This window comes from Chlorobaculum thiosulfatiphilum, from assembly GCF_006265165.1.
In the GTDB taxonomy this organism is placed as follows: Bacteria; Bacteroidota; Chlorobiia; order Chlorobiales; family Chlorobiaceae; genus Chlorobaculum; species Chlorobaculum thiosulfatiphilum.
Map to the genome: position 1 here is coordinate 15,853 of NZ_VDCH01000024.1, position 21,805 is coordinate 37,657.

Consider the following 21,805-nt stretch of genomic DNA (forward strand, 5'->3'; position numbering starts at 1 on the left):
CAGAATAGACAAGAAGTAAAAAGACTTAAGATGCTAGGAATAACCATGAACATATTCTCATGAGAATGAGTCCTTTTTCCGCGAGAACCGGATTACTCCTGAGTGCACTGCTGGTTATGGCATTCCTGACCCTTGCGGGATGCAGCCGCAACGACCTCTCCGACGGGTACGGAAATTTCGAGGCGACCGAGATCGTGGTGTCGTCGGAGGCGTCGGGAAAGCTGATTCGCTACGACGTCGATGAGGGGCTGCGCTTCGAGAAGGGGCAGGTGGCCGCCGTGGTCGATACAACGCAGCTCGCGCTTGAACGCCGCCAGCTTCGGGCGCAGCTTCAGGCGCTGCTCGCCGGAAAGCCCTCGGTCGCCGCCGAAGCCTCGGTGTTCCGCCAGCAGCGCCGCAACATCCAGCGCGACCTCGACCGCTACGCGCGCCTTTCGAGCGAAGGGGCGGTTCCGGCCAAAACACTCGAAACTGTGCAGGATCAGGCGCGAGTGATCGACCGGCAGATTCAGTCGGTCGATTCGAAAATGCCCGCCATCGATTCGCAGGCGAAAGCTCTCGGCGATCAGATCGGCAGGATCGACGACCAGATCACGAAATCCGTGGTGCGCAATCCGGCCCGTGGCGTCGTGTTGGCCAAATACGCCGAGCCGGGCGAAGTAGTCACCTACGGCAAGCCGCTCTACCGGATCGCCGATACCGGCACGATGTACCTGCGGGTCTATCTGTCGGAGTCGCAACTGCCATCGGTCAAGGTCGGCCAGGAGGTCGAGGTGCTGATCGATGACGTAAAACCAGCCGCAAAAATCCTGAAAGGCCGCGTCACCTGGATTTCATCGAAGGCCGAGTTCACGCCGAAAATCATCCAGACCCGCGAAGACCGCGTCAACATGGTCTATGCAGTCAAGGTGCTGGTCGAAAATCCGGATGGCGTGCTCAAGATCGGGATGCCCGGTGAAATACGCTTCAAACCGGCCGGCAAATCATGAAGCAAGCTGTCGTCGCTGAGGGATTGTCGAAAAGCTTCGGCGCGGTCGAGGCGCTGAAGGCGGCGAGCTTTTCGGTGTCCGGGGCCGAGCTGTTCGGGCTGATCGGGGCCGACGGCGCTGGCAAGACCACGCTCTTCCGGATTCTCGCCACGCTCTTGCTGCCCGACAGCGGCAAGGCGACGTTGCTCGACCTCGACACGGTCGCCGGGTATCGCCAAATCCGGACGCGCATCGGCTACATGCCGGGGCGATTTTCGCTCTACCAGGACCTCAGCGTCGAGGAGAACCTCAACTTTTTCGCCACCGTTTTCGGCGCCACCGTCGAGGAGAACTACGAGCTGATCCGCGACATCTACGCGCAGCTCGAACCGTTCCGCAAGCGCCGCGCCGGGCAGCTCTCCGGCGGCATGAAGCAGAAGCTCGCGCTCTCGTGCGCGCTGGTGCACCGCCCGGAGCTGCTGCTGCTCGACGAGCCGACAACCGGCGTGGACGCCGTGTCGCGCCAGGAGTTCTGGCAGATGCTCCGCCGCCTGAAGTCGCAGGGCATCACCATCCTCGTTTCGACGCCCTACATGGACGAGGCCTCGCTCTGCGACCGGGTGGCCTTCATGCAGGACGGGCGGATTCTGGCGATCGATACGCCGCAGGGCATCACGAAACTGTTCACGAAGCCACTCTTCGCCGTGCGGGCGAGCGACAAGCATCGGCTGATCATCGAGCTGCGCTCCTTCGAGCACACCCGCTCGGCTTACGCTTTCGGCAGTTCGGTGCACTATACCGACCGTCGCTCCGATGCCGCGCCGGAGGAGCTGGCGGCGTGGCTCCGCTCGCGCGGATTTGGCGACGCGACGGTCGAGCGAATCGCGCCGGGCATCGAGGATACCTTCATGGCGCTGATGGAGAACGGAGCGGCGCAATCTCGGAAAGAGGAGGCTGGTGATGGGTGAGCAGGTCATCCAGACAGAGAAGCTGACGAAGCGCTTTGGCAATTTCACGGCAGTTGACGAAATTTCGTTCAGCGTATCGGCTGGCGAAATTTTCGGTTTCCTCGGAGCCAACGGCGCGGGCAAGACCACCGCCATGAAGATGCTCACCGGCCTGCTCGCGCCAACCTCCGGCTCGGCCACTGTCGCCGGATTCGATGTCTATCGCCAGACCGAGTCGATCAAACGCGGCATCGGTTACATGAGCCAGCGCTTTTCGCTCTACGACGACCTGACGCCGCGCGAAAACATCCGCTTTTTCGGCGGCATCTACGGCCTCGGCAAGCGGGAAATCGCGGAGAAAGGGGAGCGCCTGCTCGATTCGCTCGATCTGACGGAGGCCGCCGACACGCGCCTGGCCGCGCTGCCGCTCGGCTGGAAGCAGAAGCTCGCCTTTTCGGTGGCGCTGTTGCACGAGCCGAAGCTCGTCTTTCTCGACGAGCCGACCGGCGGCGTCGATCCGCTCACCCGGCGGCGATTCTGGGACATGATCTACCAAACAGCCGCCAGCGGCGTCACGGTCTTCGTCACCACGCACTACATGGACGAGGCCGAATACTGTGACCGCGTCTCGATCATGGTCGATGGGCGCATCGCCGCGCTCGACACGCCCGAGGCGCTGAAGCGGAACTTCGATGCCGCCGACATGAACGACGTATTTATCCGCCTCGCCAGGCCGGCCAAAAGGGGAGAGGCATGAAACGGTTTATCGCATTTGTCCGGAAGGAGTTTTACCATATCGTGCGCGACCGGCGGACGGCGGCTATTCTGTTCGGGATGCCGATCCTGCAATTGCTGCTTTTCGGCTACGCGATCCGCAATGAAATATCTGAAGTGCGGACAGGCATCCTCGATTATTCGCATGACGTAGTCACCGAGGCGCTGTCGGACAAGCTCTTTTCATCCGGAACCTTCCGGTACGCCGGAAGCCTCGCGAGCGAAAAAGAGATTCCCGCAGCCTTCGCCTCGGGCAAAATGAACGAGGTGGTGGTGTTCGAGCCGGGCTTCGCCGGACGATTGCAGAAGGATGGCGTCGCGCATATGCAGATCGTCACCGACGGATCCGATCCGAACGTTTCGCGCACCGTGACCGGCTACACCGAATCGGTCGTGCGCGACTATCTCTCAGAACAGAGGGACGGATCGGTGCAGTTTGCGGGCGTCGAAGTGGTGCCGGTCATGATGTTCAATCCGTCGCTCAAGAGCGTCTATCTCTTCGTGCCGGGGCTGATGGCCATGCTTCTGATGCTCGTCTCGGCGCTCATGACCTCGATCAGCATCACGCGCGAAAAGGAGAGCGGCACGATGGAGTTGCTCCTGGTCTCCTCGCTCCGTCCGGCGCAAATCATCGTCGGCAAGGTGGTGCCGTATCTCTTGCTCTCGTTCATCAACGTCGTCACGGTGGTGGCGCTCGCTTTTTTCGTCTTCGGTGTGCCGTGCCGGGGAAGCGTGGCGCTGCTTTTCGCCGAGTCGCTGCTCTTCATCATGACCGCCCTGTCGCTCGGCATTCTCATTTCGACCATCACCGACTCACAGCAGGTCGCCATGATGATCTCGCTCGCGGGGCTTTTGCTGCCAACCGTGCTGCTCTCCGGCTTCATCTTCCCGATTTCGAGTATGCCGGTGCCGTTGCAGGTTATCAGCAACATCATTCCGGCCCGCTGGTACCTGGTCATCGTGCGGGCCGTCATGCTCAAGGGGGCGGGCATCGCCGAACTCTGGCGGGAAACGCTCGTCCTGCTCGCCATGACGCTCTTCTTCATGGCGGCGAGCGTACGCAAATTCAGCGAGCGGCTGCAATGAAGCGCCGGTTCACATCGATGCGAGCCTCGCTGGCGGTGGTCGGCCATCTGCTGCGGAAGGAGTTTTTGCAGATTTTCCGCAACAGGGGAATGCTGCCCATCATCTTCATCATGCCCTTCATCCAGCTCGTGATTCTTTCCAACGCGGCAACCTTCGACGTGCCACAGGTGCGGTTTCACCTTCAGGATTTCGACCGCTCGGCCCTCTCCGACCGCCTCGTAAAGCGTTTCACTTCAACGGGTTATTTCAAAATGACAGGGGAGTCGTTCCGGCAGAAAAGCGGCATCGACGCCCTCGTTGCCGGGAAAAGCGAGATGGTGCTGGTGATTCCGGAGGATTTCGAGCAAGAGATGATGACGGGCGGCCACGCGCGAATCCAGCTCCTCATCGATGCCGAGGACGGCTTCACGGCGGGCGTGATTCGCGGCTACGCCAACGAGATCGTCGCCTCGTTCAACCGCGATCTGCCCGAACTGCTACCGCAACTCGCCGGAACGCAAAGCGTCTTGCCGGTGATCGATATCCGTTCGCGAGGCTGGTACAATCCGGAGCTGATCTATACCGATTACATGGTGCCGGGCGTGCTGGTGGTGCTGGTGACGCTGATCGGGCTGTTCCTCTCCGGCATGAACGTGGTGCGTGAAAAGGAAATCGGCACCATCGACCAGATCAACGTCACCCCCATCAGGCGCTGGCAGTTCATCACCGGCAAGCTTGTGCCGTTCTGGATCATCGGTCTCAGCGAGCTGACCGTCGGACTCGTCATCGCGAGGCTCGGATTCCACGTGCCGATGCTCGGCTCCTACGGCGTGATCTATCTCGTCGCGGCGATCTACCTGCTCGTGGTGCTCGGCATGGGTCTGCTGATTTCCACCGTGACCGAAAGCCAGCAGCAGGCCATGTTCATTGCCTGGTTCTTCATGGTGATTTTTACGCTGCTCAGCGGCCTGTTCACGCCAATCGAAAGCATGCCGCACTGGGCGCAAAACCTGACGTTGTTCAATCCCGTGCGCCACTTCGTGGACATCATGCGCCGCGTGATGCTCAAAGGCGCCGGAATCGGAGATATAACGACGCCGCTCTTCATGCTTGCCGTACAAGCGATAATCCTGCTCTCGTTCGCCGTCAACCGCTACAGGAAAGTTTCAGTATAAAACATGTTGACGGATTACTTGATAAGGCCCCTCTAAAAAGTGTCATGAGCGACTTGAGTGCAATGCGGATAGTGCGTAAAAACCGGAGCGTACATGCAGTACGTGAGGATTTCGAGCACCACCCAACGCAGCAATCGGAACGCGCAATAAGTTTTTAGAGGTGCCCAATAAAAGGAGATTCTTCGCGGCATTTCTTAGACAAGATCAAGGCATGTCATCTTAGCCAACTATCAAGGCCAAGCAAGCGAACCCATCAAGAAAGTCTTTAAATGTTATTGAAATAATAAGATAAAAGATTCCTTCATTTGTGAGGTCAAGTCTTGAATAGGGTTTTCTGAGGGGTTTTGGGTCTCTCGATTCATCCGATACGCATCAATCACGCACGAAATTCTGCGAAGAGCCAATAAAGATATAACGATGACCCGCCAGCAAGGCGGAGATGCTATAGCGTGCCAGTCGGCGCATCAACAAAAAACGCGTTGCCCCTTTATGCTACTGCAGCGTCGTCTTTCTCTGTTCTTCTCCTGATATAAATCATGACGATCGCTCCACCAACCATGAGCATCGTAAGAGTTGAAGCTTCCGGAACGGGTTCTAACTCCAGCCCCTGAATACGACCTGTATCATCGGAACTCAAGTCGTTGCCGGTGTATGTCAATGTGAGTGCGCCATCGAGACCAACGGTTACTGGCAGAACCAAATAATTCTTGCCTTCGACAAAAGTGGAATAACTGCTCCCATCATCGCCGGTTATCTGAGCGGTGTAGGAAGTTCCCTCTGAGCCTGACACCGTTGCTGACAATTTGTTGATTGCTGTTTTGGCCGAATCAGTGTAAACATAGACATTGTATTGGCCGGGTTCAAGACCTGAAAAGGAGAACGAACCGGTAGATGCATATGTATAAGTATAGTTTCTCATCAACAGATAACCAGGATTCGCCGCTCCGCTCTCGTAAAAACTGTTATCCCTAAGGGACATTGAACCTGTTCCTGAAGCTATCCATTGAGAGATAGTCGCATTGCTGGATTTCCCATCATAGTACTGTAATGGAGTTCCCGTTACGATAGCGGGAAAAAGGTTCCATGTATTAGCGCCTGTTAGTCCCAATGCAGATGCAATTGGCGTCTTTGCATTTGGGCCAAAATTTATACTGATCAATTTTGCCTCATCTGCAAGTGCCTCTGACGCAGTGCCAAAGAAAGCGACAGCAATCACCGTTATCAACCACCTCATATTTCTCATGACAGTATCCCTCCCAATTTGTATGGATTGTTCTTAGCAAACGCTCATATTATCCAGCATAATTTATATACCTACCTCTATCTCTACATATAAATACTGTTATAAGCGATAACATTACAATAAATATAACAATAATATTCATAGAATGATATTGTTGTTCTAATTCTGATTCATACAAAAAATGGCAAAGCTGCTGAACGCCCTTTTGAATCCATGATGATTATGAGGTTACTAAAATAGCATAGCGTACATAATAAATCAGATTTAAGTTTTTTGGCACTATATAAGGTTATGCATTTAAGGCGTTAACTGTATTTTTATCATTATGATAATACATTTTTACACAATTACACTTTATATGTATAATCATACAGTTAAGCTATTACCTATTAATGCTTTATACAGTTTTTTCCACTTGATACCATAACAAATATTGATTTAACAAATATTTTATTTATTTTTGTTCGGAGGATGAAACAATCAAAAAAAATAGTTTGTTAGTAATATCTGTACGGATGCATTCGTGGAATGACAGGCTGTTGTTATAAGAGGTCAGAATCTTGAGTAATTTATTTATTTCATAAAACACATACAATACCTATATACATCAACCAAGAATAAAATAAAGTTTATAAAATGGGGGGGGGAATGAAAAAGATATTAATATCAGTATCTGTGATCATGGTCTCAATGATGATTACAGATAGGGCCTATGCATCCGGTTTGATAAATCTCAATTTTGGGCCCAGTTATACTGGTTTGGCAGCATCTCCTTCGGGAACTCCTTCTGATTTTTGGAATTCTATGGACTATCCTGCTCTGGAAGACTACAATGCTGATAATGGCAATGACCTCGAAGAGCCCTTATCCCTGCTTGATTCTAAAAAAAACGAGACGAGCGTGGCGCTTACGGGATATTATTCAGAGCATTTAAACTACATCAGGGATTCCGAAACCGCATTTCCTGGAAATGCGCTTATGAATTCATACGCGCAGGTAACGCCAGGGAATACGGGCACAATAGAGTTTACCGGGCTGACTCCTGGTACTTACAAGGTTTATGTATATAGTCAAAACGAAAATTTTCTTGCTAATAACGCCTTATCGATTACAGCCAATACAGTTACCTTTTCTACGAAGGACAGCGATGGCACCCTTGGTAATTTTGAATCCCCCTACAACTACGCTACGGCTACGGTTATCGTGGGAAATGACACCAATCTGTTAATGACATTTTCTGGCTTAAGCGCTACTACACAAGGTGATGTTAATGGTATTCAGATAGCGTCGATGAAGTCGATAGAGGCTGTTCCTGAACCTGGTAGCGTTATGCTTCTTGGCGTTGGTGGTATTTTGGTTTTCGGGTTCATGAATCTGAAAGCCAGAAAGGAATCGGCATTCAATATCTGATTGTATTTACAGATTTATAAAAAGCGAAATCCCTCGTGAGCTACAAGAGGGATTTCGCTTTTTTATTTGAAGTAATTTATCATTTCTCATACTTAGCAATATAAACGCTATTATATGCGTTCCTCCGCAATTGGAATGTCATAAAATCGAGTCGTACGACACCGAATTGATCGGAAAGGGTCCAATATTCCATTGTCAGTGAAAGATGCGCAACATCATGGCCATCGTCTTACCGGAACCGGACTCTGTATTAATACTGTAAACTCAACATAGCCATCGGATCATGACGTAACGGAACGGGACGTTTCCTTCTGGTGTGTCAAGACAAAAATGATGGATGATTGCTTCCGTTCGCCCTTCGAATAACGAGGATTCGTCATCGCGAGACCGAAGGCCGTGGTGATCCATCCTTACTGTTTTCGCTGATTCTGCATGGATTGCCACGTCGCGATGACAGGGGATTCAGAACTGTTTACCATTGACATGCCACGACGATATGCTGAGAAGAAGCAGATTTTCAAACGGCAGTAGATTGTTCTTAATATTTATAGCTTTACATAATTTATATTATACAACAATTAATCCAAAAAAGGATTACGCTGTAACAGCTTGGCTCCGACCGGCCAGCCATCTCGATGCTCATCCCGAATATTTTCACAACGTCGGAAGAACGGATAAAGATGTTTGATACTCGCTCATGGTCTCCGATCAGTTATGGACACCTCAAAAAAACTTATTGCGCGGTTCCGATTGCTGCGTTGAGCGATGCTCGAAATCCTCATGTACGCAGTGTACATGCCAGCTTCTGCGCTCCGTCCGCTTTGCATTCAAACCGCTTCATCACACTTTTTAGTAGTACCCTTATTTGGGAAACCAATCCGTGCAGACCACCGAACAGAACGCGGATTGTACAGTTCTTGAACGCATCCAGCAGCGCCCACCCGAACTATGGTTTTTATGCTCACCGCGAGCACCAGAGAAATTATCACATTGATCGACCGTTCTTTTTCAACACATTCTGCGCCCTCCAGTTGCCAATACTGCTGAGTAACGTTACGACATGCCCGACAATCAGGCTCTTCAAAATTCATCCATCGAGCTTTCGCTATTCCGCCGGAACTATCAACACTCCCCTATCGCAACTTACACATATAAAAAATATATAAACAGGTTGATTTCTGGCGCTTTCTAAGTGTTTTGTATAATATAAATTATGTAATTTTAACAACTTATGGCATTTCTATATATACAAATACACATATAGCCATAAGAGTATCATTTTCCGTTCTCCGGGTTTTCAAGGCGTTTACGGATGTCGAGCAGCTCTTTTCGGCGTTCCGGGCTGCTTTCGGGGTATTTGAGCGAAAGACTTGCGAGCGTGTCGAGCACAATGCGGGAGACGATCAGCCGTGCATTCTTCTTGTCGTCCGCTGGAACTGCGTACCAGGGGGCATCCGTGGTGCTGGTTTTCTGAAGGCACGTCTCATAGGCGTCCATATACTTGTCCCAGAATTTCCGCTCTTCGAGATCCGCGGTGCTGAACTTCCAGTTCTTGTCGGGGTCGTCGATCCGTTCGAGAAAGCGCTTGCGTTGCTCTTCCTTGGACAAGTGCAGGTAAAACTTGACGATACGGGTTCCGTTGCAGTGCAGGTGCCGTTCGTGATCGACTATCGAGCGATAGCGATGCTCCCACACCTTGCCGTTATGGGTGAGGTCGTGCGGGATGTTCTGCATTTCGAGAATCTCCGGATGCACCCGCACGATGAGTACCTCCTCGTAATAGGAGCGATTGAAGATGCCAATGCGACCCCGTTCCGGCAGTCCGCAATTGCTGCGCCAGAGGAAGTCGTGTTCGAGCTCCGTGGGCGACGGGTGTTTGAAACTGTACACCTGGCAGCCCTGCGGATTGACGCCGGACATGACATGCCGGATCGCGCTGTCCTTGCCAGCAGCGTCCATCGCCTGGAAAATGAGCAGCAGTGAATAGCGGTTATCGGCATAGAGAATTTGTTGTAGCCTGCTCAACTCGGTGACATGCCGGGCCAGCAATTCTCGATATTCCTCTTTCGAGCTGTACACCGGTTCGATACGGGTTTGCCGTTTTGTGAGGCCTGGGTTCTGGCCTGGCTGAATCCTGAAGGCGTCAAGATCGAATTTCATGAGTTCTCTCCCTTGAAAACGTTACTCCAAAAAGGCAATCGGATTTAAATGAGATACCGGTTACAAGTTCGGAAAAAATCAGAACTGAAACATCTCATTTTCAATGCTCAGGGAAACTGATCATCCGAGCTATATGGTCAGCGGAACCTGTATTCGCACGCTACCATCAGGAACCGTTAGATGGTTCTGAAAGGTTGATTTATAAAGTTCTTCGGTATGAAAATCACATTTTCTACGATGGCGGTTACTGATGCCTGCCCGTCATCGGAACGCTAAAATTCACGCATATGCAATACGTCATTACCGGCTCATTGGGGCACATCGGCAAACCGCTGGCAACCCGATTGAGCAAAGAGGGACACGCCGTGACGGTTATCAGCAGCAATGCCGCAAGAAAACAGGAGATCGAGGCGATTGGCGCAACGGCGGCCATCGGCTCCGTGGAAGATACCAGATTTCTGACCGAGACTTTCCGCGGCGCGGACGCCATTTTTACCATGGCGCCTCCAGACTACAGCGGCAGCGACTGGAAAGCGTGGATCGCCGGAATCGGCAGAAATTACGTTGCAGCCATCACGTCAGCCGGTGTAAAGCAGGTGGTAAACCTGAGCAGTATCGGCGCGCATATGATCGAAAACTGCGGCCCGGTCAGCGGCCTGTCGCAAGTCGAGCTGGCGATGGATGCCATGGCTGGTGTGAATGTCCGCCATCTGCGGGCCGGTTATTTCTACACCAATTTCCTGAACGCCATCGGCCAGATCAAAAATCAGGGCATCATCACCGGCAACTACATGGCTGATTTGAAGATGGTGCTGGTGCATCCGACGGACATCGCCGACATTGCCGCCAAAGCGCTCGAGGATGAATCGTACCTCGGCAGAGGCTTCAGCTACATCGCCAGCGACGAGAAAACCCCGGCGGAAATCGTCGCCATGATCGGCAAGGCAACCGGCAGGCTCGATCTCAAGTGGGTCGAACGCACGGACAAGGAGGAGTTCGACGACCTGCTTGCCATCGGCCTGCCCGAAGAGACGGCCAGAAATTACACCGAGATGGGCGCGGCGATGCGTTCTGCCGAGATGAATGCGGACTATTTCCGTAGCCGTCCGGTCATGGCTGGCTGGCGATCGTTTGAATCGTTCATGCCCGATTTCGTGGCGGCGTACAAAGCGTACTGATTTTGCATTTCGACCTCTGCATCATCGATTGACGTATGGTCAAAAAAAAGAAAACCCGGAGCAGTTCGGGTTTTCGTGATCGATGAGGCTCGGTAGCGATGTGCTGCTGGCAGCGCCGCCCTATTTTATCCGCCCCTCTTGCCTCGCATTCTGGACAAGCACGGCGAGCGCGCAGGAGAGCACCCTTGTCCGCAGGTTGTCGGCGCGGCTGGCGAGAATGACCGGCGCTTTCGCGCCCATGACGACGCCCGCCGCGTCGGCGTGGCTGATGAAGGTGAGCTGCTTGGCGAGAATGTTGGCCGCCTCGATGTCCGGCGCGAGCAGAATGTCGGCGTCACCCGCAACCTGCGAAACGATGCGCTTCTCCTTTGCGGCCTCCTGGCTGATGGCGTTGTCGAAGGCGAGCGGGCCGTCGATGATGCACCTCGTGATCTGTCCGCGCTCGGCCATCTTGCAGAGCGCCGCCGCGTCGAGCGTGGCCTGCATGGCGGGATTGACCACCTCCACGGCCGCCAGCACGGCGATTTTCGGCAGGCGAGACTCCCCCGTCAACGCCACCCAGGCATCGACGGCGTTCCGGCAGATGTCCGCCTTTGCGCACAGATCGGGCGAAATGTTCACCACCGCGTCGGTGACGATGAGCCACTTGTGGTATCCGGCCGTATCCATCACGTAAGTGTGCGACAGCCGACGCTCGGTGCGCAGCCCCGACCCGTGGGCGACAATCGGGCCGAGCAGCTCGTCGGTGTGCAGCGAGCCTTTCATGATCGCCTTGACCTGGCCCGAAGCCGCCAGCTCGACCGCCTTTCCGGCGGCGGCATGGCTGTGCGGCGTGTCGATCACCCGCCACTTCGACAGGTCGATTCCCGCTTCAGCGGCAGCCTTTTCGATGCGTCCAGCAGGCCCGATCAGCACGGGATCGATCAGTTGTTCCATCACGGCATCCGCGACGGCGGCAAGCACGTGGCCGTCAACCGGATGCACCACGGCGGTCACAAGCGGCGGCAGCGCGGCGCATTTTTCGATGACGGCGTGGTAGCGGTCATGCGGATGAACCTGGATTTCCGGCGGTTCATCGCTGGCGAAAGCGTGGTTTCGGTCGCTCATGGTATCGGCTCGTTGGTTTCGGGATGCATGGATAATATAAGCAACTCGATGCTGTCGCTACCGGCGACCATGCGCTTCACCTAAAGGCATCGAGCATCGCCCGGAACGCTTCGTCGCTCGTGGGCGTCTGCCGGAAAAGCGGCTCCCCTGTTCCGGCGAGATCCTCGTAAATTTCACGCTTGTCATTCCGATAGAAAATGCCGAGCGGAAGCGGATCGCTCCGGAACGCCTGCGCCATCGCCATCTGACGATCCGAGGGATCGTGCTCTTCGGGCAGCTCGCAGGTGTGCTCCCGGAACCACTGGTACGTATTGAGCTTGTTGAAAACGACGCACGGCTGGAACACATCGACCAGTGCGCACCCCTTGAAGCGGATAGCCTCCATGATGATCGACCGGGTCTGCTCGACGTTCTCTGCGAACGCCCTGGCGACGAAGGGCGCGTCGAGCGCGAGCGCCACGGCCAGCGGGTTGAACGGTTCGAGCAAAACGCCGCCCACCTGCACCGGAGTCTTCATGCAGCGCCGCGACGTTGGCGACGCCTGCCCCTTGGTGAGGCCGTAGATCATATTGTCGTGCGCGATGATGGTGACGTTGAAATTACGCCGGATGGCGTGCAGAAAGTGGTTGCCTCCCTCGCCGTACAGGTCGCCGTCGCCCGATTCGACGACCACCGTGAGCTTCCGGTTCGCAAGCCGAATGCCGAGCGCCGCGGGCAGGGCGCGTCCGTGCAGACCGTTGAACATGTTGGCGTTCAGGTATTGCGGCGCTTTGGCCGCCTGGCCTATACCCGAAACCATCACCAGATTTTCGGGTTCGATCTTCAGCGCTTCCAGCGCTTCCCCCACCGCCTCGATCACCTTGTGGTTGCCGCATCCGGGGCACCAGGCCACGTCAGTGCTGGCGGGCATCGCAAACGGGTTATGCTGATTGTTCACGGGCGACCTCCCTGAATTGTTCGACTATTTCCTCGACGCTGAATGGTTCGCCGGTGGCTTTCAGAATGCGGCGCGACACCGCGATGCCGCTCTCCTGCTGAAGCAGATTGGCGAACTGCCCGAACGCGTTGTTCTCGATGACGACGATTTTCCCGCGCCCGTTTCCCAACAGCGCGGCGGTGTCCGGAGCGAGCGGCCAGACCTGGGCGTAATGAACTCCGGCGAACCGGCTGTTGTCGAGCCGTTCGAGCGCCTCTTCGAGTACGCCACGGTTCGACCCCCACGAAACGGCGATGATTTCGGCCTCCTCCGGATTGCCGATGACGGTCGGGCGCAGCGCCTCACGCCGGAGCGCCTGAAGCCGCAGGAGCCGTTTGTCCATCATCCGGCGTCGCATCTCGAAGCTCTCGGTAATCAGCCCCGCCTCGTCATGCTCGTCGGAATCCACCCGAACGATCCCGGCGCCGAATCCGGGCACACCTCGCGGACTCAGGCCGTTCTCCGTGAAGGCGTAGCGCTGGTACTCTTTACCGGTTTCGACGATGGCGAGTGTTACCGGATGCCGCTCGATCTCGCCTGCCCCGATGGTCGAGACGGCGTCGAGCAGGTACTGGTCGGTCAGCACGACGACCGGAATCTGGTAGCGCTGGGCGGTATCGAACGCGCGCTGCATCGTGTCGATGGCCTCGCGGAGTGTGCCGGGCGCAAAGATCGCCCTCGCGAATTCGCCGTGACCGGCGTGGAGCGCAAGGTCGAGGTCGCCCTGCTCCGTGCGGGTCGGCAGGCCGGTCGCCGGGCCGGGGCGCTGGCCGATATGCACGACGATCGGCGTTTCGATCATTCCGGCCAGGCTCACGCCCTCCTGCATCAAATCGAAACCGCCGCCGGAGGTGGTCACCAGCGCCTTCGCGCCCGCGTACGATGCGCCGAGTCCAGCATTGATCGCGGCGATTTCGTCCTCGGCCTGATCGACCACGATGCCGAAAGTTTTCGACCTCGCCGCCAGAAAGGTCAGGACGCCGGTGCCGGGCGACATGGGATAGGAGCAGATGAAGTTGCATCCGGCGGCGACGGCCCCAATGCCGAGCGCCGAGGTGCCGTCCATCATGAGCGAATCGCTACGGATTTCCGCCGCCGGTTCAGGCAGCTCCGGTCTGCGGTCGGCGGGCAACTGAAGTCCGAACTCGTAGCCGAGCCGTGCGGCTTTGAGGTTGTTTTCGATAACCTCCTCACCCTTGTCAGCAAACTGTTCACGCAGAAATTCGGCGCACTTTTCGAGTGAAATACCGATAACAGCCAGCACGATTCCCACGGCCACCGTATTGGCATAGACCTTTCCGCCCGCATCCGATGCGAACCGGCCCAGCGGCGTGTCGATGCAGCGGCTGTCCCAGTGCTCGCCGAACTGCGCCTTTTCGGCAAAGATGAGTGTGCGCTCATGCAGCCGCCCGTGGAGCCGCTCGTATGCGTGAGGCGTCAGCGCCAGCAGGAGGTCGATGCGTGAAACATAGGCGCGGCGAGGCTTTCCGGTCACGCGGATTTCGGTGCTGTTGCTGCCGCCCCGAATGCGCGACATGAACTCCGTGCACGAAAAGATATGGTGGCCGCTGTGTCTGAGAAGAGGAAGGAGCAAGGAAGTGATCGTCTGGACGCCCTGTCCGGCGGCTCCCTCGAAAACCATCGAAAAATCGTCTGGATTTTGTTGCATGACACGGCTCCCGGTTTTGATGAAGCATCCGCATGTCTTGTCGAATGGCGAACTGGCTCTCCTTTCCGGCGAAATTCAGAGTGGCGTTGGAAGGCGCTCGACTCTGTTTTTTAAAGCAGCTTGTAAACCAACAACACCCCATCAAGGGCTATGCGTTCCGCCTGAATGTCAAGGCTCGGCAAGATCGCCTCGTTTTTAATTATTGGCATATGACCAATATTTCCCTATATTAACGGCCTTACGTCTTCTAATGCCTTCGGGCATCAACCATTAGTGATCCGTAGTGAAAAAAGTATTGATTCTTGGCGGAGGCATTGCCGGCGTTGCGGCGGCGATCTCGTTCCGCAAACGTGGATTCGAGGTCGAGGTGGTTTCCGACCGGGAGTTTCTGTTCATCTACCCGATCGCCATCTGGATTCCGGTTGGCACGGAACAGTTCAAAAACGTGGCTTTCCCGCTGGAAAAGCTCGCGCGGAAGCACGGATTTTTGCTGACGCTCGACAAGGTGACGGCCATCGACGCCAGCCGGGACTCCGTCGCGCTTGAAAAAGCGGGCGTCCGCAGCGACTTCGACTTCCTCGTAATTGCGCTCGGCTCGGACAAAGTGAAGCACGAAGGTATCGAGCACACGCTCTCGATCTGCGGCGCTCCGGAGCACTCGCTCCGCCTCAAGGAGAAGATCGACGCCCTCGTCGAGCGCGGCCACGGCAAGATCGCCTTCGGCTTCGGCGGCAACCCGAAAGACCCCAGCGGCGTACGCGGCGGCCCCGGTTTCGAGCTGTTCTTCAACCTGCACCACAAGCTCACCAGGCTCGGCATCCGTGACAATTTCGAGATGACCTTCTTCGCCCCGATGGCCCAGCCCGGCGCGAAAATGGGCCAGAAGGCGCTCGACATGATGGCCAAAATGTTCAAGGCGAAGAACTTCAAGCAACGCTATGGCAAGAAGATCACGCGCTTCGAGAAGGACGGTGTGGTGTTCAAGGACGGCAGCAAGCTCCAGAGCGATCTGACGATGTTCATTCCGGCGGGGTCGGGCCACAGCGTCGTCACGGCCTCCGACCTTCCGCTCAACGAGGCAGGCTTCGTGAAGATCGACGACTTCTGCCGCGTGGTCGGCGTGAATGGCTGGTACGCCGTCGGCGATTCAGCGGCGCTCGAAGGGCCGGAGTGGAAGGCCAAGCAGGGCCATATCGCGGAGTTCATGGCGGAGTGCGCGGCCAACAACTGCCTGGCCGAACACTTCGGCAATCAGGAGCCGATGAAAGGCTATCAGGAGCACCTGAACGTCCTCTGCGTCATGGACACCGGCGACGGCGCAGGCTTCGTCTATCGCACCGGCCACAGCGAGATGTTCATCCCGATGCCGATAGTCGGCCACTGGCTGAAAAAGGGGTGGGGGTATTATTACAAACTCTCGAAGATGAAATATATCCCGAGGATTCCGGGGATGTGAGTTGAGATTGGGATCGGGTGAGAATGCGGTCGATGCTACGCATGGCGACATCGACCGTAAATGTGATCCTATATCAATGCGAAGAATGTGAAGTCAATGTACTGGTAACGCTCTTTTGACGAAGTGTTGAGCAACCGTCGTCAAAACTTTCCTTGGTGAAAACATGAACTACATTTGCACAAACCCGTTTTTGCATTAAAAGACAACCAGTCATCGGTCATTTCTCCACAAATTTCACATTTCTTTTTTTTATTCATTTTTTCAAAAGATGAATCTGATAGTTTCATCTTTTCTGAACTTTCACGAATTGATTCTTCCTCAACAGCCCTTATTTCCTCTTCATTTTTTTGCCATTTCTCTTGTTCACCTTTATGAACAAATTCACCAGTTTTTGGCGAAACTAGAAGCTCTCCTAAATCGCTATTTATATTGCAACCAGTATAAACTTGTGGCTTGTGATTAAGCAAGAGGTTACGAAACGTAATTAACTTTCGGTTTTCAGCATCTAAATAATGCAGAGACCCGCCTGCAGCTGAATACCCATAACAATGAGCTTCATCATACTTTGAGCGCTGAATAAATTCTCTTTCAGTAGTTGTGAGAAATATCTTATTTGGATTATCTTGATCTGTATGCAACAGATCAGAACAAAACACCAAATGAAAATGAATTCTTAATTTCTTTGCAATATTTTGCAATGTTATTCGTTTGTCTGGATTAATCTTCGAATCGATAATCCAGTAAGCAAATACTTTTGAACCTTGCGTAACCCAGCAATCTATTGGGCGAAATAATTCTGTTCCGTCAACTTGTTTTTCAATGGTAACATTTTTATCAAATTTACCTACAAGCCACTCATAAAGAACAGCGCGAGAGTTACGAAGAATAGCCGACTCATCCTCATAACTACAATTCTCTAAATGTTTGTGAGCAAAATGTTTTCGTATTTTTTCACCTGCCCGCACTCGAACCGGTTGTTTGCAACCCTGACATACTAAAATATTTTGATGGTCAAGTTCTCGAAGTTTTTTGATAGAATTTAACCACTTCTGGCCTAAAATTACCACTTCTGAGTTATCTCGTACATCCAATGCTTTAAACATGTAAGTTGTATATGGTTTTGATGATAAAACAAAAGCATTATTATATAACTTCCTTGTATTGGTCTGGATACTACATCTCATAATCTACGAAAAGTCTCGGAAAAACAACTCACTCTCCCACCATCCCATCCGTCCATAAACACAAAAAGCAGGCCAAGTTGACCTGCTTTTTGTGTTATCCATAGAACTCTACGCTTACTTCTTATCCGGTACCGGGCGTTCCGGCTTGACGGCGTAGTTGATCAGGTAGTCGTAGAGCCTGATCAGGCGGGCGTTCTGGTTGTTCTGGTCGATCCAGTGGCCGATCATGCCAATGGTGCGGGCCAAAACGAAGAAGCCGTTCAGCGAGTGCTCCGGGAAGCCGAGGTCCATGAGAATACAACCCATGGTGCCATCGACGTTCAGGATCAGGTTGTCTTTCTTGGCGGTCGTGATCTTCTCGACTTCGAGCGCGTAGTTGAGAATCGGCGTGTGCAGCGACGTTTCGTTCTGCACGTAGCTGACGAGGTACTTCACGCGCTGGTCGGGATTCCTGAGGCTCTTGACCCTGTGGCCGATGCCGGGAACCGGGCCGACGTTCTTCTTCATCCAGGCAAGGAAGCCGGGGATGTCGTTCGGGTAATCCTTCACGCCCATCTTGAAGTATTTACCGGCGTTGGTCACGGCGCCGCCGAAACGGGGGCCGATCATCGTCATGCCGGCCGATACTGCCTGTGGCATGTCGATGCCAGCACAGGCGGCGAGAATCGAGCCATAAGCGCCAGACACAGCCGGGCCGTGGTCTGCGGAAATCATGATGATGCGCTTGATGATCTCGGACTCCTCGCGGGTCGGAAGCTTCTTGCCCCAGAGCAGGCCGACGACATCCTCGATGCCATACCCTTTCGAGCAAAGCTCCGAAGCGGCGTAACCGGCATAGCGGGGCTCTTCGCCGCGATCGTCGGAGATGGTGGTGCGGATGAGCGGCTCGACGATCACTTCACCCTGCTTCATGACCTCCTGAACGCTCGGTGGCAGCTCGGGCAAGAGCGCCTCGTCGATTTCGGACTCAGGCTTGATAGCGCCAGACGCGAGCAGCTCTTCATAGACCTGCTTGATGGCTTTGCTGAGACCGCCGAAGGTGTCGGGCACGTACGCGCCAGCTTCGCGCAGGGCGTTCATCTTGGAGCGGGCCGAGCCTGCACCCTTCTTGCCCTCTTTGGCGCCAGCGTGGCCGAACTTCATGCCCTGCGGCAGAACCTCCTGACAGGTGCCGCCGATAGCGGCGATCAGTTTGATACGGCGCGGTTCGGCTGCGAGCCACTCGGCCGCCTCCTCTTCGAGGTTGCCGCCCACTTCGCCAACCAGCACGACCGCCTTGGTGTCGGAATCGTTCTCGAACATTTCGAGGTAGGTGACGAAGTCGGTGCCCGGATAGGCGTCGCCGCCGATAGCCACGGCGGAGGTGATGCCGTCGCCGTTCTGGGCGCAAAGCCACATCGCCTCGTTGGAGAGACCGCCGGACTTGGTCAGAACGCCGAAGGAGCCTGGCCTGTAGAGATTGCAGAGCTTCAGGTTGCGGTACTCGCCGCCGATTACGCCAAGGCGGCACTCGCCAGCGGACATGACACCGATCGACGATGGGCCGTTCAGCATCTTGCCGTGCTTCTGGGCAAGTTTCTTCAGGCGCTTGGCATCCTTTTCCGGAACGCCTTCGGTGATCATCGAGACAAGCTGGATGTTCGGGGATTCGAGCGCCTCAATCGCGGCCTGGGTAGCTCTCGATGCGCCGAGGTAGATGAGCGCGGTGTTGATCTCCGGGTGCTCATTGAGCGCTGGAGCCAGAGAGTTATAGACAGTGACGTTCTTGAGTTCGCCGCCACGGAAGATTTCTTTCTGCTGGCCGGCTTCTGGCGGATAGACGAAAGCCTGGACGGTCAGCGGACGGTTGATCAGGTAGTCGAACTGGGCCATGCGTTTTGCCGCATTGACGCCAGCCACGCCACCGATGATGACTGCCCGGGTATCTTTATTTGCGAGAATGCTCACGGTTCAATCAAATTTAATGAGTTTCTATATTCTTTTGTTTCAACGTCTTTCAAGGACTGTCATCAAGACTTCATCGCCATATCGACGATGTCGGTCATCGGCATGCTGCGGTCATAGACGTGGATGTCGAAGCCCTCCTCCTGGAGTTTCCTGATGGCGGCAAGGCCCTGCGCCTCGTTCGGTCCGCCACGGCGCACCCAGATTTTGACGCCTTCGAGGTAGCCTTTGGACTTGCTCTCGCGGAAGCCGTTGATGATGCCGCTGAAGGTCGCTTTCACGTCGGTGAAGTTGGCGATAGCGCCGCCGACGATGATGTGCTTGATGTTGGGCAAGCGGCAAATGGTCTCGGTGAGCGCTTCCACGGCCCAGTCAGCCGGGTCGCCCGAGTATTCGGCATAGTTGGCGATGGTGCCGCCCCTTGCCACGACTGCGTCGGCATAGAAAACCGAAGCGCCGCCGCCAGCGGTCAGGAGCGCCACTTCGCCGCCGGGAACCTCGACGAGCTTGACCGATCCCTTGATCCGGGAGTCGATATCCATGATCTGCTGCTCGGCTTCGGTGAACGGGCGACCGATTTCGGAAACCGGCTTGAAATCCCAGTCGGCATGGCGGAACCGGGCATCCCAGTCGATGTTCATCACGGCGTCGAGCGCGGCAAAGCGCATGTCGCTCTTGCGGATGACCAGCGGGTTGATTTCGATGGACTGCGCATCCTCATTGTCGAAACAGAGAATGAGGCGTGAGCATATTTTGGCGATGCGCTCGGCGATTTCGCCTTCGAAGCCAGCATCCGTGGCAATCTGGGTGAGCTGCTCGATGGTGGGATTTTCGTCGAGAGGAATCTGGATACGCTTGACGCTGTCCCAGTTATCCTCGATATCGACGCCGCCATGTTTGGAAATCAGCAGCTCCGCGCCGTCCTTGTTGCCAATCATGGAAACATAGTATTCCGCGTCGTGATCGAGCATTTCCGCCACAATGACTTGGCGAACCTCGGAGGTGCCGATCTTTGCGCCGATCATTTCACGAGATGCCGCTATGGCCTCTTCGAGGTTGAGACCGATTTTGACGAGGCCGAGCTTGAACCGGCCACCAATAGCTTCGTGAGCCTTGACGACGAGTTTTGATTCACGCAGCCATTTATTAGCTTCACCAAGCTGTGCAAGACGTTCAGGGTCCATGATGACAACGTAATTAGGCACAGGAATGCCCCACTTGTTGAACAATTTCATGGCAGGCCCTTCAAGAATTTTAGCCATGCTCTCTATGTTTATGTTACAGGGTAGTTTGCGAACGAAAAGAAGTGTGCAAGGATTTAATATAACTACATTCCCTTACGTTCCAAGAGTTTAAGAATTGTTAATCACTCGAAACCGTAAAAAAAAGTTTCAATGATCGATTTCACGGCCTGGTGGCAGCACCTCCCATCACAGATGAATCCCGTCATTTTTTCGACAGGAGGAATCGCCATCCGCTGGTACGGCACCATGTACATTGTGGCCTTCGCCATCGTCTATCTACTTTCGAGATACAGAATTGCCGACGAAAAACTTCCATTCGACAAAACCTTCCCCGGCGACGCCCTGACCTGGGCGATGGGCGGCGTACTCATCGGCGGACGCCTCGGCTATATATTATTCTATGGATTCGACTGGTTTCTGCAAGATCCAATCGGCACACTTTTGCCGATTCACTTCGGCAGCGGAGGTTGTGCGTTCTCCGGCATCACCGGCATGTCGTTCCACGGCGGCCTGATCGGCGTCGGCGTCGCCATGTGGATTTTTGCCCGCAAGCAGAAGGTGGACTTTCTCCGCACCGTCGATCTCTTCATCCCCGCCCTGCCGCTCGGCTACACCTTTGGCCGCCTCGGCAACTTCATCAACGGCGAACTCTATGGTCGCGTGACCACCTCGGCCATCGGCATGTACTTCCCCGACGCCCCGACCGTGGAGCTGCGCCACCCCTCCCAGCTCTACGAAGCGTTCTTCGAAGGCATCGTGCTCTTCGTCATTCTCTGGACGATCCGCAAAAAAGCGCCATGGCCCGGCTTCCTCTCCGGCCTCTACCTCATCGGCTACGGCACAGTACGCTTCTTCATCGAATTCTTCCGCGAACCCGACGCCCAACTCGGCTTCGTCTTCCTCAACTTCTCGATGGGCCAGGTGCTCTGCTTTATTATGATAGCCGCCGGGGTCGGGATTGTGCTGCTTTCGAAACCGCAGGAGGAGAAGGCTGGAATTACGGGAGGTGGAAAGAGGTAGAGAGGCTGTTTGATTTCAGATATTCGTCGCCCCATGGAGATGGGGCGGCGGATTATCGAAATCACATTGTCCCATGTTTTGAATGTCATGATATAAATCAATTTTTGGCCATACTTGCAAGATTGACGATAATCTCAGGAATCTGATTCTAAATTATTAGTGATTATAGAATCTATCTTCTCTTTCTCTGTAGACGATATTCCTTTAAGGGCATCTCTAAAAAGAGCGATTTGAAATATTCTTCTGACCAGCGACATCGAAACAAGGCGATATTGCCCTGCAAAC

General features: G+C 54.5%; 17 protein-coding genes. 9 read left to right on the forward strand and 8 right to left on the reverse strand.

What is annotated here, in order from left to right:
• Nucleotides 1-116 precede the first annotated feature (116 nt).
• The 5 genes from FGF66_RS09980 to FGF66_RS10000 are packed head-to-tail and all read left to right on the forward strand — an operon-like array spanning nucleotide 117 to nucleotide 4,929.
• Nucleotides 117-989, forward strand: coding sequence for an HlyD family secretion protein (locus FGF66_RS09980; RefSeq protein WP_246046652.1), 873 nt, complete (start codon nucleotides 117-119; stop codon nucleotides 987-989).
• Nucleotides 986-1,936, forward strand: a complete 951-nt coding sequence (locus FGF66_RS09985; RefSeq protein WP_139457493.1) for an ABC transporter ATP-binding protein — start codon at nucleotides 986-988, stop codon at nucleotides 1,934-1,936. Before FGF66_RS09980 ends, FGF66_RS09985 begins: the two co-directional genes overlap by 4 nt.
• On the forward strand, nucleotides 1,929-2,672 hold the full coding sequence (locus FGF66_RS09990) for an ABC transporter ATP-binding protein (RefSeq protein WP_139457494.1): 744 nt from the start codon (nucleotides 1,929-1,931) through the stop codon (nucleotides 2,670-2,672). Before FGF66_RS09985 ends, FGF66_RS09990 begins: the two co-directional genes overlap by 8 nt.
• Complete coding sequence (locus FGF66_RS09995; RefSeq protein WP_139457495.1) at nucleotides 2,669-3,775, forward strand: ABC transporter permease; 1,107 nt, start codon at nucleotides 2,669-2,671, stop codon at nucleotides 3,773-3,775. The genes FGF66_RS09990 and FGF66_RS09995 overlap by 4 nt, the downstream gene beginning before the upstream one ends.
• Nucleotides 3,772-4,929 carry an ABC transporter permease gene (locus FGF66_RS10000; RefSeq protein WP_246046653.1) on the forward strand — a complete coding sequence of 386 codons (1,158 nt, stop codon included), beginning with the start codon at nucleotides 3,772-3,774 and terminating at the stop codon, nucleotides 4,927-4,929. Before FGF66_RS09995 ends, FGF66_RS10000 begins: the two co-directional genes overlap by 4 nt.
• 487 nt (nucleotides 4,930-5,416) lie before the next feature.
• Here the strand turns inward: FGF66_RS10000 and FGF66_RS10005 are convergent, their stop codons facing one another.
• Nucleotides 5,417-6,172 (reverse strand): hypothetical protein, encoded by a 756-nt coding sequence (locus FGF66_RS10005; RefSeq protein ID WP_139457496.1) that lies wholly within the window; start codon nucleotides 6,170-6,172, stop codon nucleotides 5,417-5,419.
• Nucleotides 6,173-6,853: 681 nt separating this feature from the next.
• On the opposite strand from FGF66_RS10005, the gene FGF66_RS10010 reads away from it, so the two are divergent.
• Nucleotides 6,854-7,582, forward strand: a complete 729-nt coding sequence (locus tag FGF66_RS10010) for a PEP-CTERM sorting domain-containing protein (RefSeq protein ID WP_170181320.1) — start codon at nucleotides 6,854-6,856, stop codon at nucleotides 7,580-7,582.
• Nucleotides 7,583-8,857: 1,275 nt separating this feature from the next.
• Here FGF66_RS10010 and FGF66_RS10020 read toward each other — a convergent pair.
• Nucleotides 8,858-9,742: an ADP-polyphosphate phosphotransferase gene (locus FGF66_RS10020; protein ID WP_139457499.1), complete on the reverse strand. Its 885-nt coding sequence runs from the start codon at nucleotides 9,740-9,742 to the stop codon at nucleotides 8,858-8,860.
• 287 nt (nucleotides 9,743-10,029) lie between these two features.
• On the opposite strand from FGF66_RS10020, the gene FGF66_RS10025 reads away from it, so the two are divergent.
• Nucleotides 10,030-10,920: an NmrA family NAD(P)-binding protein gene (locus FGF66_RS10025; RefSeq protein WP_139457500.1), complete on the forward strand. Its 891-nt coding sequence runs from the start codon at nucleotides 10,030-10,032 to the stop codon at nucleotides 10,918-10,920.
• Nucleotides 10,921-11,040: 120 nt separating this feature from the next.
• On the opposite strand, the gene FGF66_RS10030 is transcribed toward FGF66_RS10025, so the two are convergent.
• From FGF66_RS10030 to FGF66_RS10040, 3 genes are all read right to left on the reverse strand, one after another.
• On the reverse strand, nucleotides 11,041-12,027 hold the full coding sequence (locus FGF66_RS10030; protein WP_139457501.1) for a phosphate acetyltransferase: 987 nt from the start codon (nucleotides 12,025-12,027) through the stop codon (nucleotides 11,041-11,043).
• Between the two features lie 76 nt (nucleotides 12,028-12,103).
• Nucleotides 12,104-12,937 carry a thiamine pyrophosphate-dependent enzyme gene (locus FGF66_RS10035; protein WP_139457502.1) on the reverse strand — a complete coding sequence of 278 codons (834 nt, stop codon included), beginning with the start codon at nucleotides 12,935-12,937 and terminating at the stop codon, nucleotides 12,104-12,106.
• Nucleotides 12,938-12,947: 10 nt separating this feature from the next.
• The gene (locus tag FGF66_RS10040) at nucleotides 12,948-14,672 is read right to left on the reverse strand and encodes a 2-oxoacid:acceptor oxidoreductase subunit alpha (protein ID WP_139457503.1); all 1,725 of its coding nucleotides are present in this window, start codon (nucleotides 14,670-14,672) and stop codon (nucleotides 12,948-12,950) included.
• Between the two features lie 283 nt (nucleotides 14,673-14,955).
• On the opposite strand from FGF66_RS10040, the gene FGF66_RS10045 reads away from it, so the two are divergent.
• Nucleotides 14,956-16,128, forward strand: coding sequence for an NAD(P)/FAD-dependent oxidoreductase (locus FGF66_RS10045; protein WP_139457504.1), 1,173 nt, complete (start codon nucleotides 14,956-14,958; stop codon nucleotides 16,126-16,128).
• Between the two features lie 140 nt (nucleotides 16,129-16,268).
• Here the strand turns inward: FGF66_RS10045 and FGF66_RS10050 are convergent, their stop codons facing one another.
• The 3 genes from FGF66_RS10050 to FGF66_RS10060 all read right to left on the reverse strand — a co-directional run bounded on the left by FGF66_RS10050 (nucleotide 16,269) and on the right by FGF66_RS10060 (nucleotide 20,518).
• A complete protein-coding gene (locus FGF66_RS10050; RefSeq protein ID WP_170181321.1) occupies nucleotides 16,269-17,231 on the reverse strand; it encodes a competence protein CoiA family protein in 963 nt (320 codons plus the stop codon).
• Between the two features lie 195 nt (nucleotides 17,232-17,426).
• Complete coding sequence (locus tag FGF66_RS10055; protein WP_139457506.1) at nucleotides 17,427-19,259, reverse strand: citrate/2-methylcitrate synthase; 1,833 nt, start codon at nucleotides 19,257-19,259, stop codon at nucleotides 17,427-17,429.
• A gap of 62 nt (nucleotides 19,260-19,321) precedes the next feature.
• The gene (locus FGF66_RS10060) at nucleotides 19,322-20,518 is read right to left on the reverse strand and encodes an ATP citrate lyase citrate-binding domain-containing protein (RefSeq protein ID WP_139457507.1); all 1,197 of its coding nucleotides are present in this window, start codon (nucleotides 20,516-20,518) and stop codon (nucleotides 19,322-19,324) included.
• A gap of 132 nt (nucleotides 20,519-20,650) precedes the next feature.
• Between FGF66_RS10060 and lgt the strand changes: the two genes are divergently transcribed.
• Nucleotides 20,651-21,520, forward strand: a complete 870-nt coding sequence (gene lgt / locus FGF66_RS10065; RefSeq protein WP_139457508.1) for a prolipoprotein diacylglyceryl transferase — start codon at nucleotides 20,651-20,653, stop codon at nucleotides 21,518-21,520.
• The last annotated feature ends 285 nt before the right edge of the window (nucleotides 21,521-21,805 follow it).

Bases quoted from the DNA above. Each gene is read 5' to 3' on its own strand.
- FGF66_RS10060 (WP_139457507.1), bottom strand. From the start codon at position 20,518: ATGGCTAAAATTCTTGAAGGGCCTGCCATGAAATTGTTCAACAAGTGG.
- FGF66_RS10000 (WP_246046653.1), top strand. From the start codon at position 3,772: ATGAAGCGCCGGTTCACATCGATGCGAGCCTCGCTGGCGGTGGTCGGC.
- FGF66_RS10030 (WP_139457501.1), bottom strand. From the start codon at position 12,027: ATGAGCGACCGAAACCACGCTTTCGCCAGCGATGAACCGCCGGAAATC.
- FGF66_RS10040 (WP_139457503.1), bottom strand. From the start codon at position 14,672: ATGCAACAAAATCCAGACGATTTTTCGATGGTTTTCGAGGGAGCCGCC.
- FGF66_RS10035 (WP_139457502.1), bottom strand. From the start codon at position 12,937: ATGCCCGCCAGCACTGACGTGGCCTGGTGCCCCGGATGCGGCAACCAC.
- FGF66_RS10020 (WP_139457499.1), bottom strand. From the start codon at position 9,742: ATGAAATTCGATCTTGACGCCTTCAGGATTCAGCCAGGCCAGAACCCA.
- FGF66_RS10010 (WP_170181320.1), top strand. From the start codon at position 6,854: ATGGTCTCAATGATGATTACAGATAGGGCCTATGCATCCGGTTTGATA.
- FGF66_RS10050 (WP_170181321.1), bottom strand. From the start codon at position 17,231: ATGTTTAAAGCATTGGATGTACGAGATAACTCAGAAGTGGTAATTTTA.
- FGF66_RS09985 (WP_139457493.1), top strand. From the start codon at position 986: ATGAAGCAAGCTGTCGTCGCTGAGGGATTGTCGAAAAGCTTCGGCGCG.
- FGF66_RS10025 (WP_139457500.1), top strand. From the start codon at position 10,030: ATGCAATACGTCATTACCGGCTCATTGGGGCACATCGGCAAACCGCTG.
- FGF66_RS09980 (WP_246046652.1), top strand. From the start codon at position 117: ATGGCATTCCTGACCCTTGCGGGATGCAGCCGCAACGACCTCTCCGAC.
- FGF66_RS09995 (WP_139457495.1), top strand. From the start codon at position 2,669: ATGAAACGGTTTATCGCATTTGTCCGGAAGGAGTTTTACCATATCGTG.
- lgt (WP_139457508.1), top strand. From the start codon at position 20,651: ATGATCGATTTCACGGCCTGGTGGCAGCACCTCCCATCACAGATGAAT.
- FGF66_RS10005 (WP_139457496.1), bottom strand. From the start codon at position 6,172: ATGAGAAATATGAGGTGGTTGATAACGGTGATTGCTGTCGCTTTCTTT.
- FGF66_RS09990 (WP_139457494.1), top strand. From the start codon at position 1,929: ATGGGTGAGCAGGTCATCCAGACAGAGAAGCTGACGAAGCGCTTTGGC.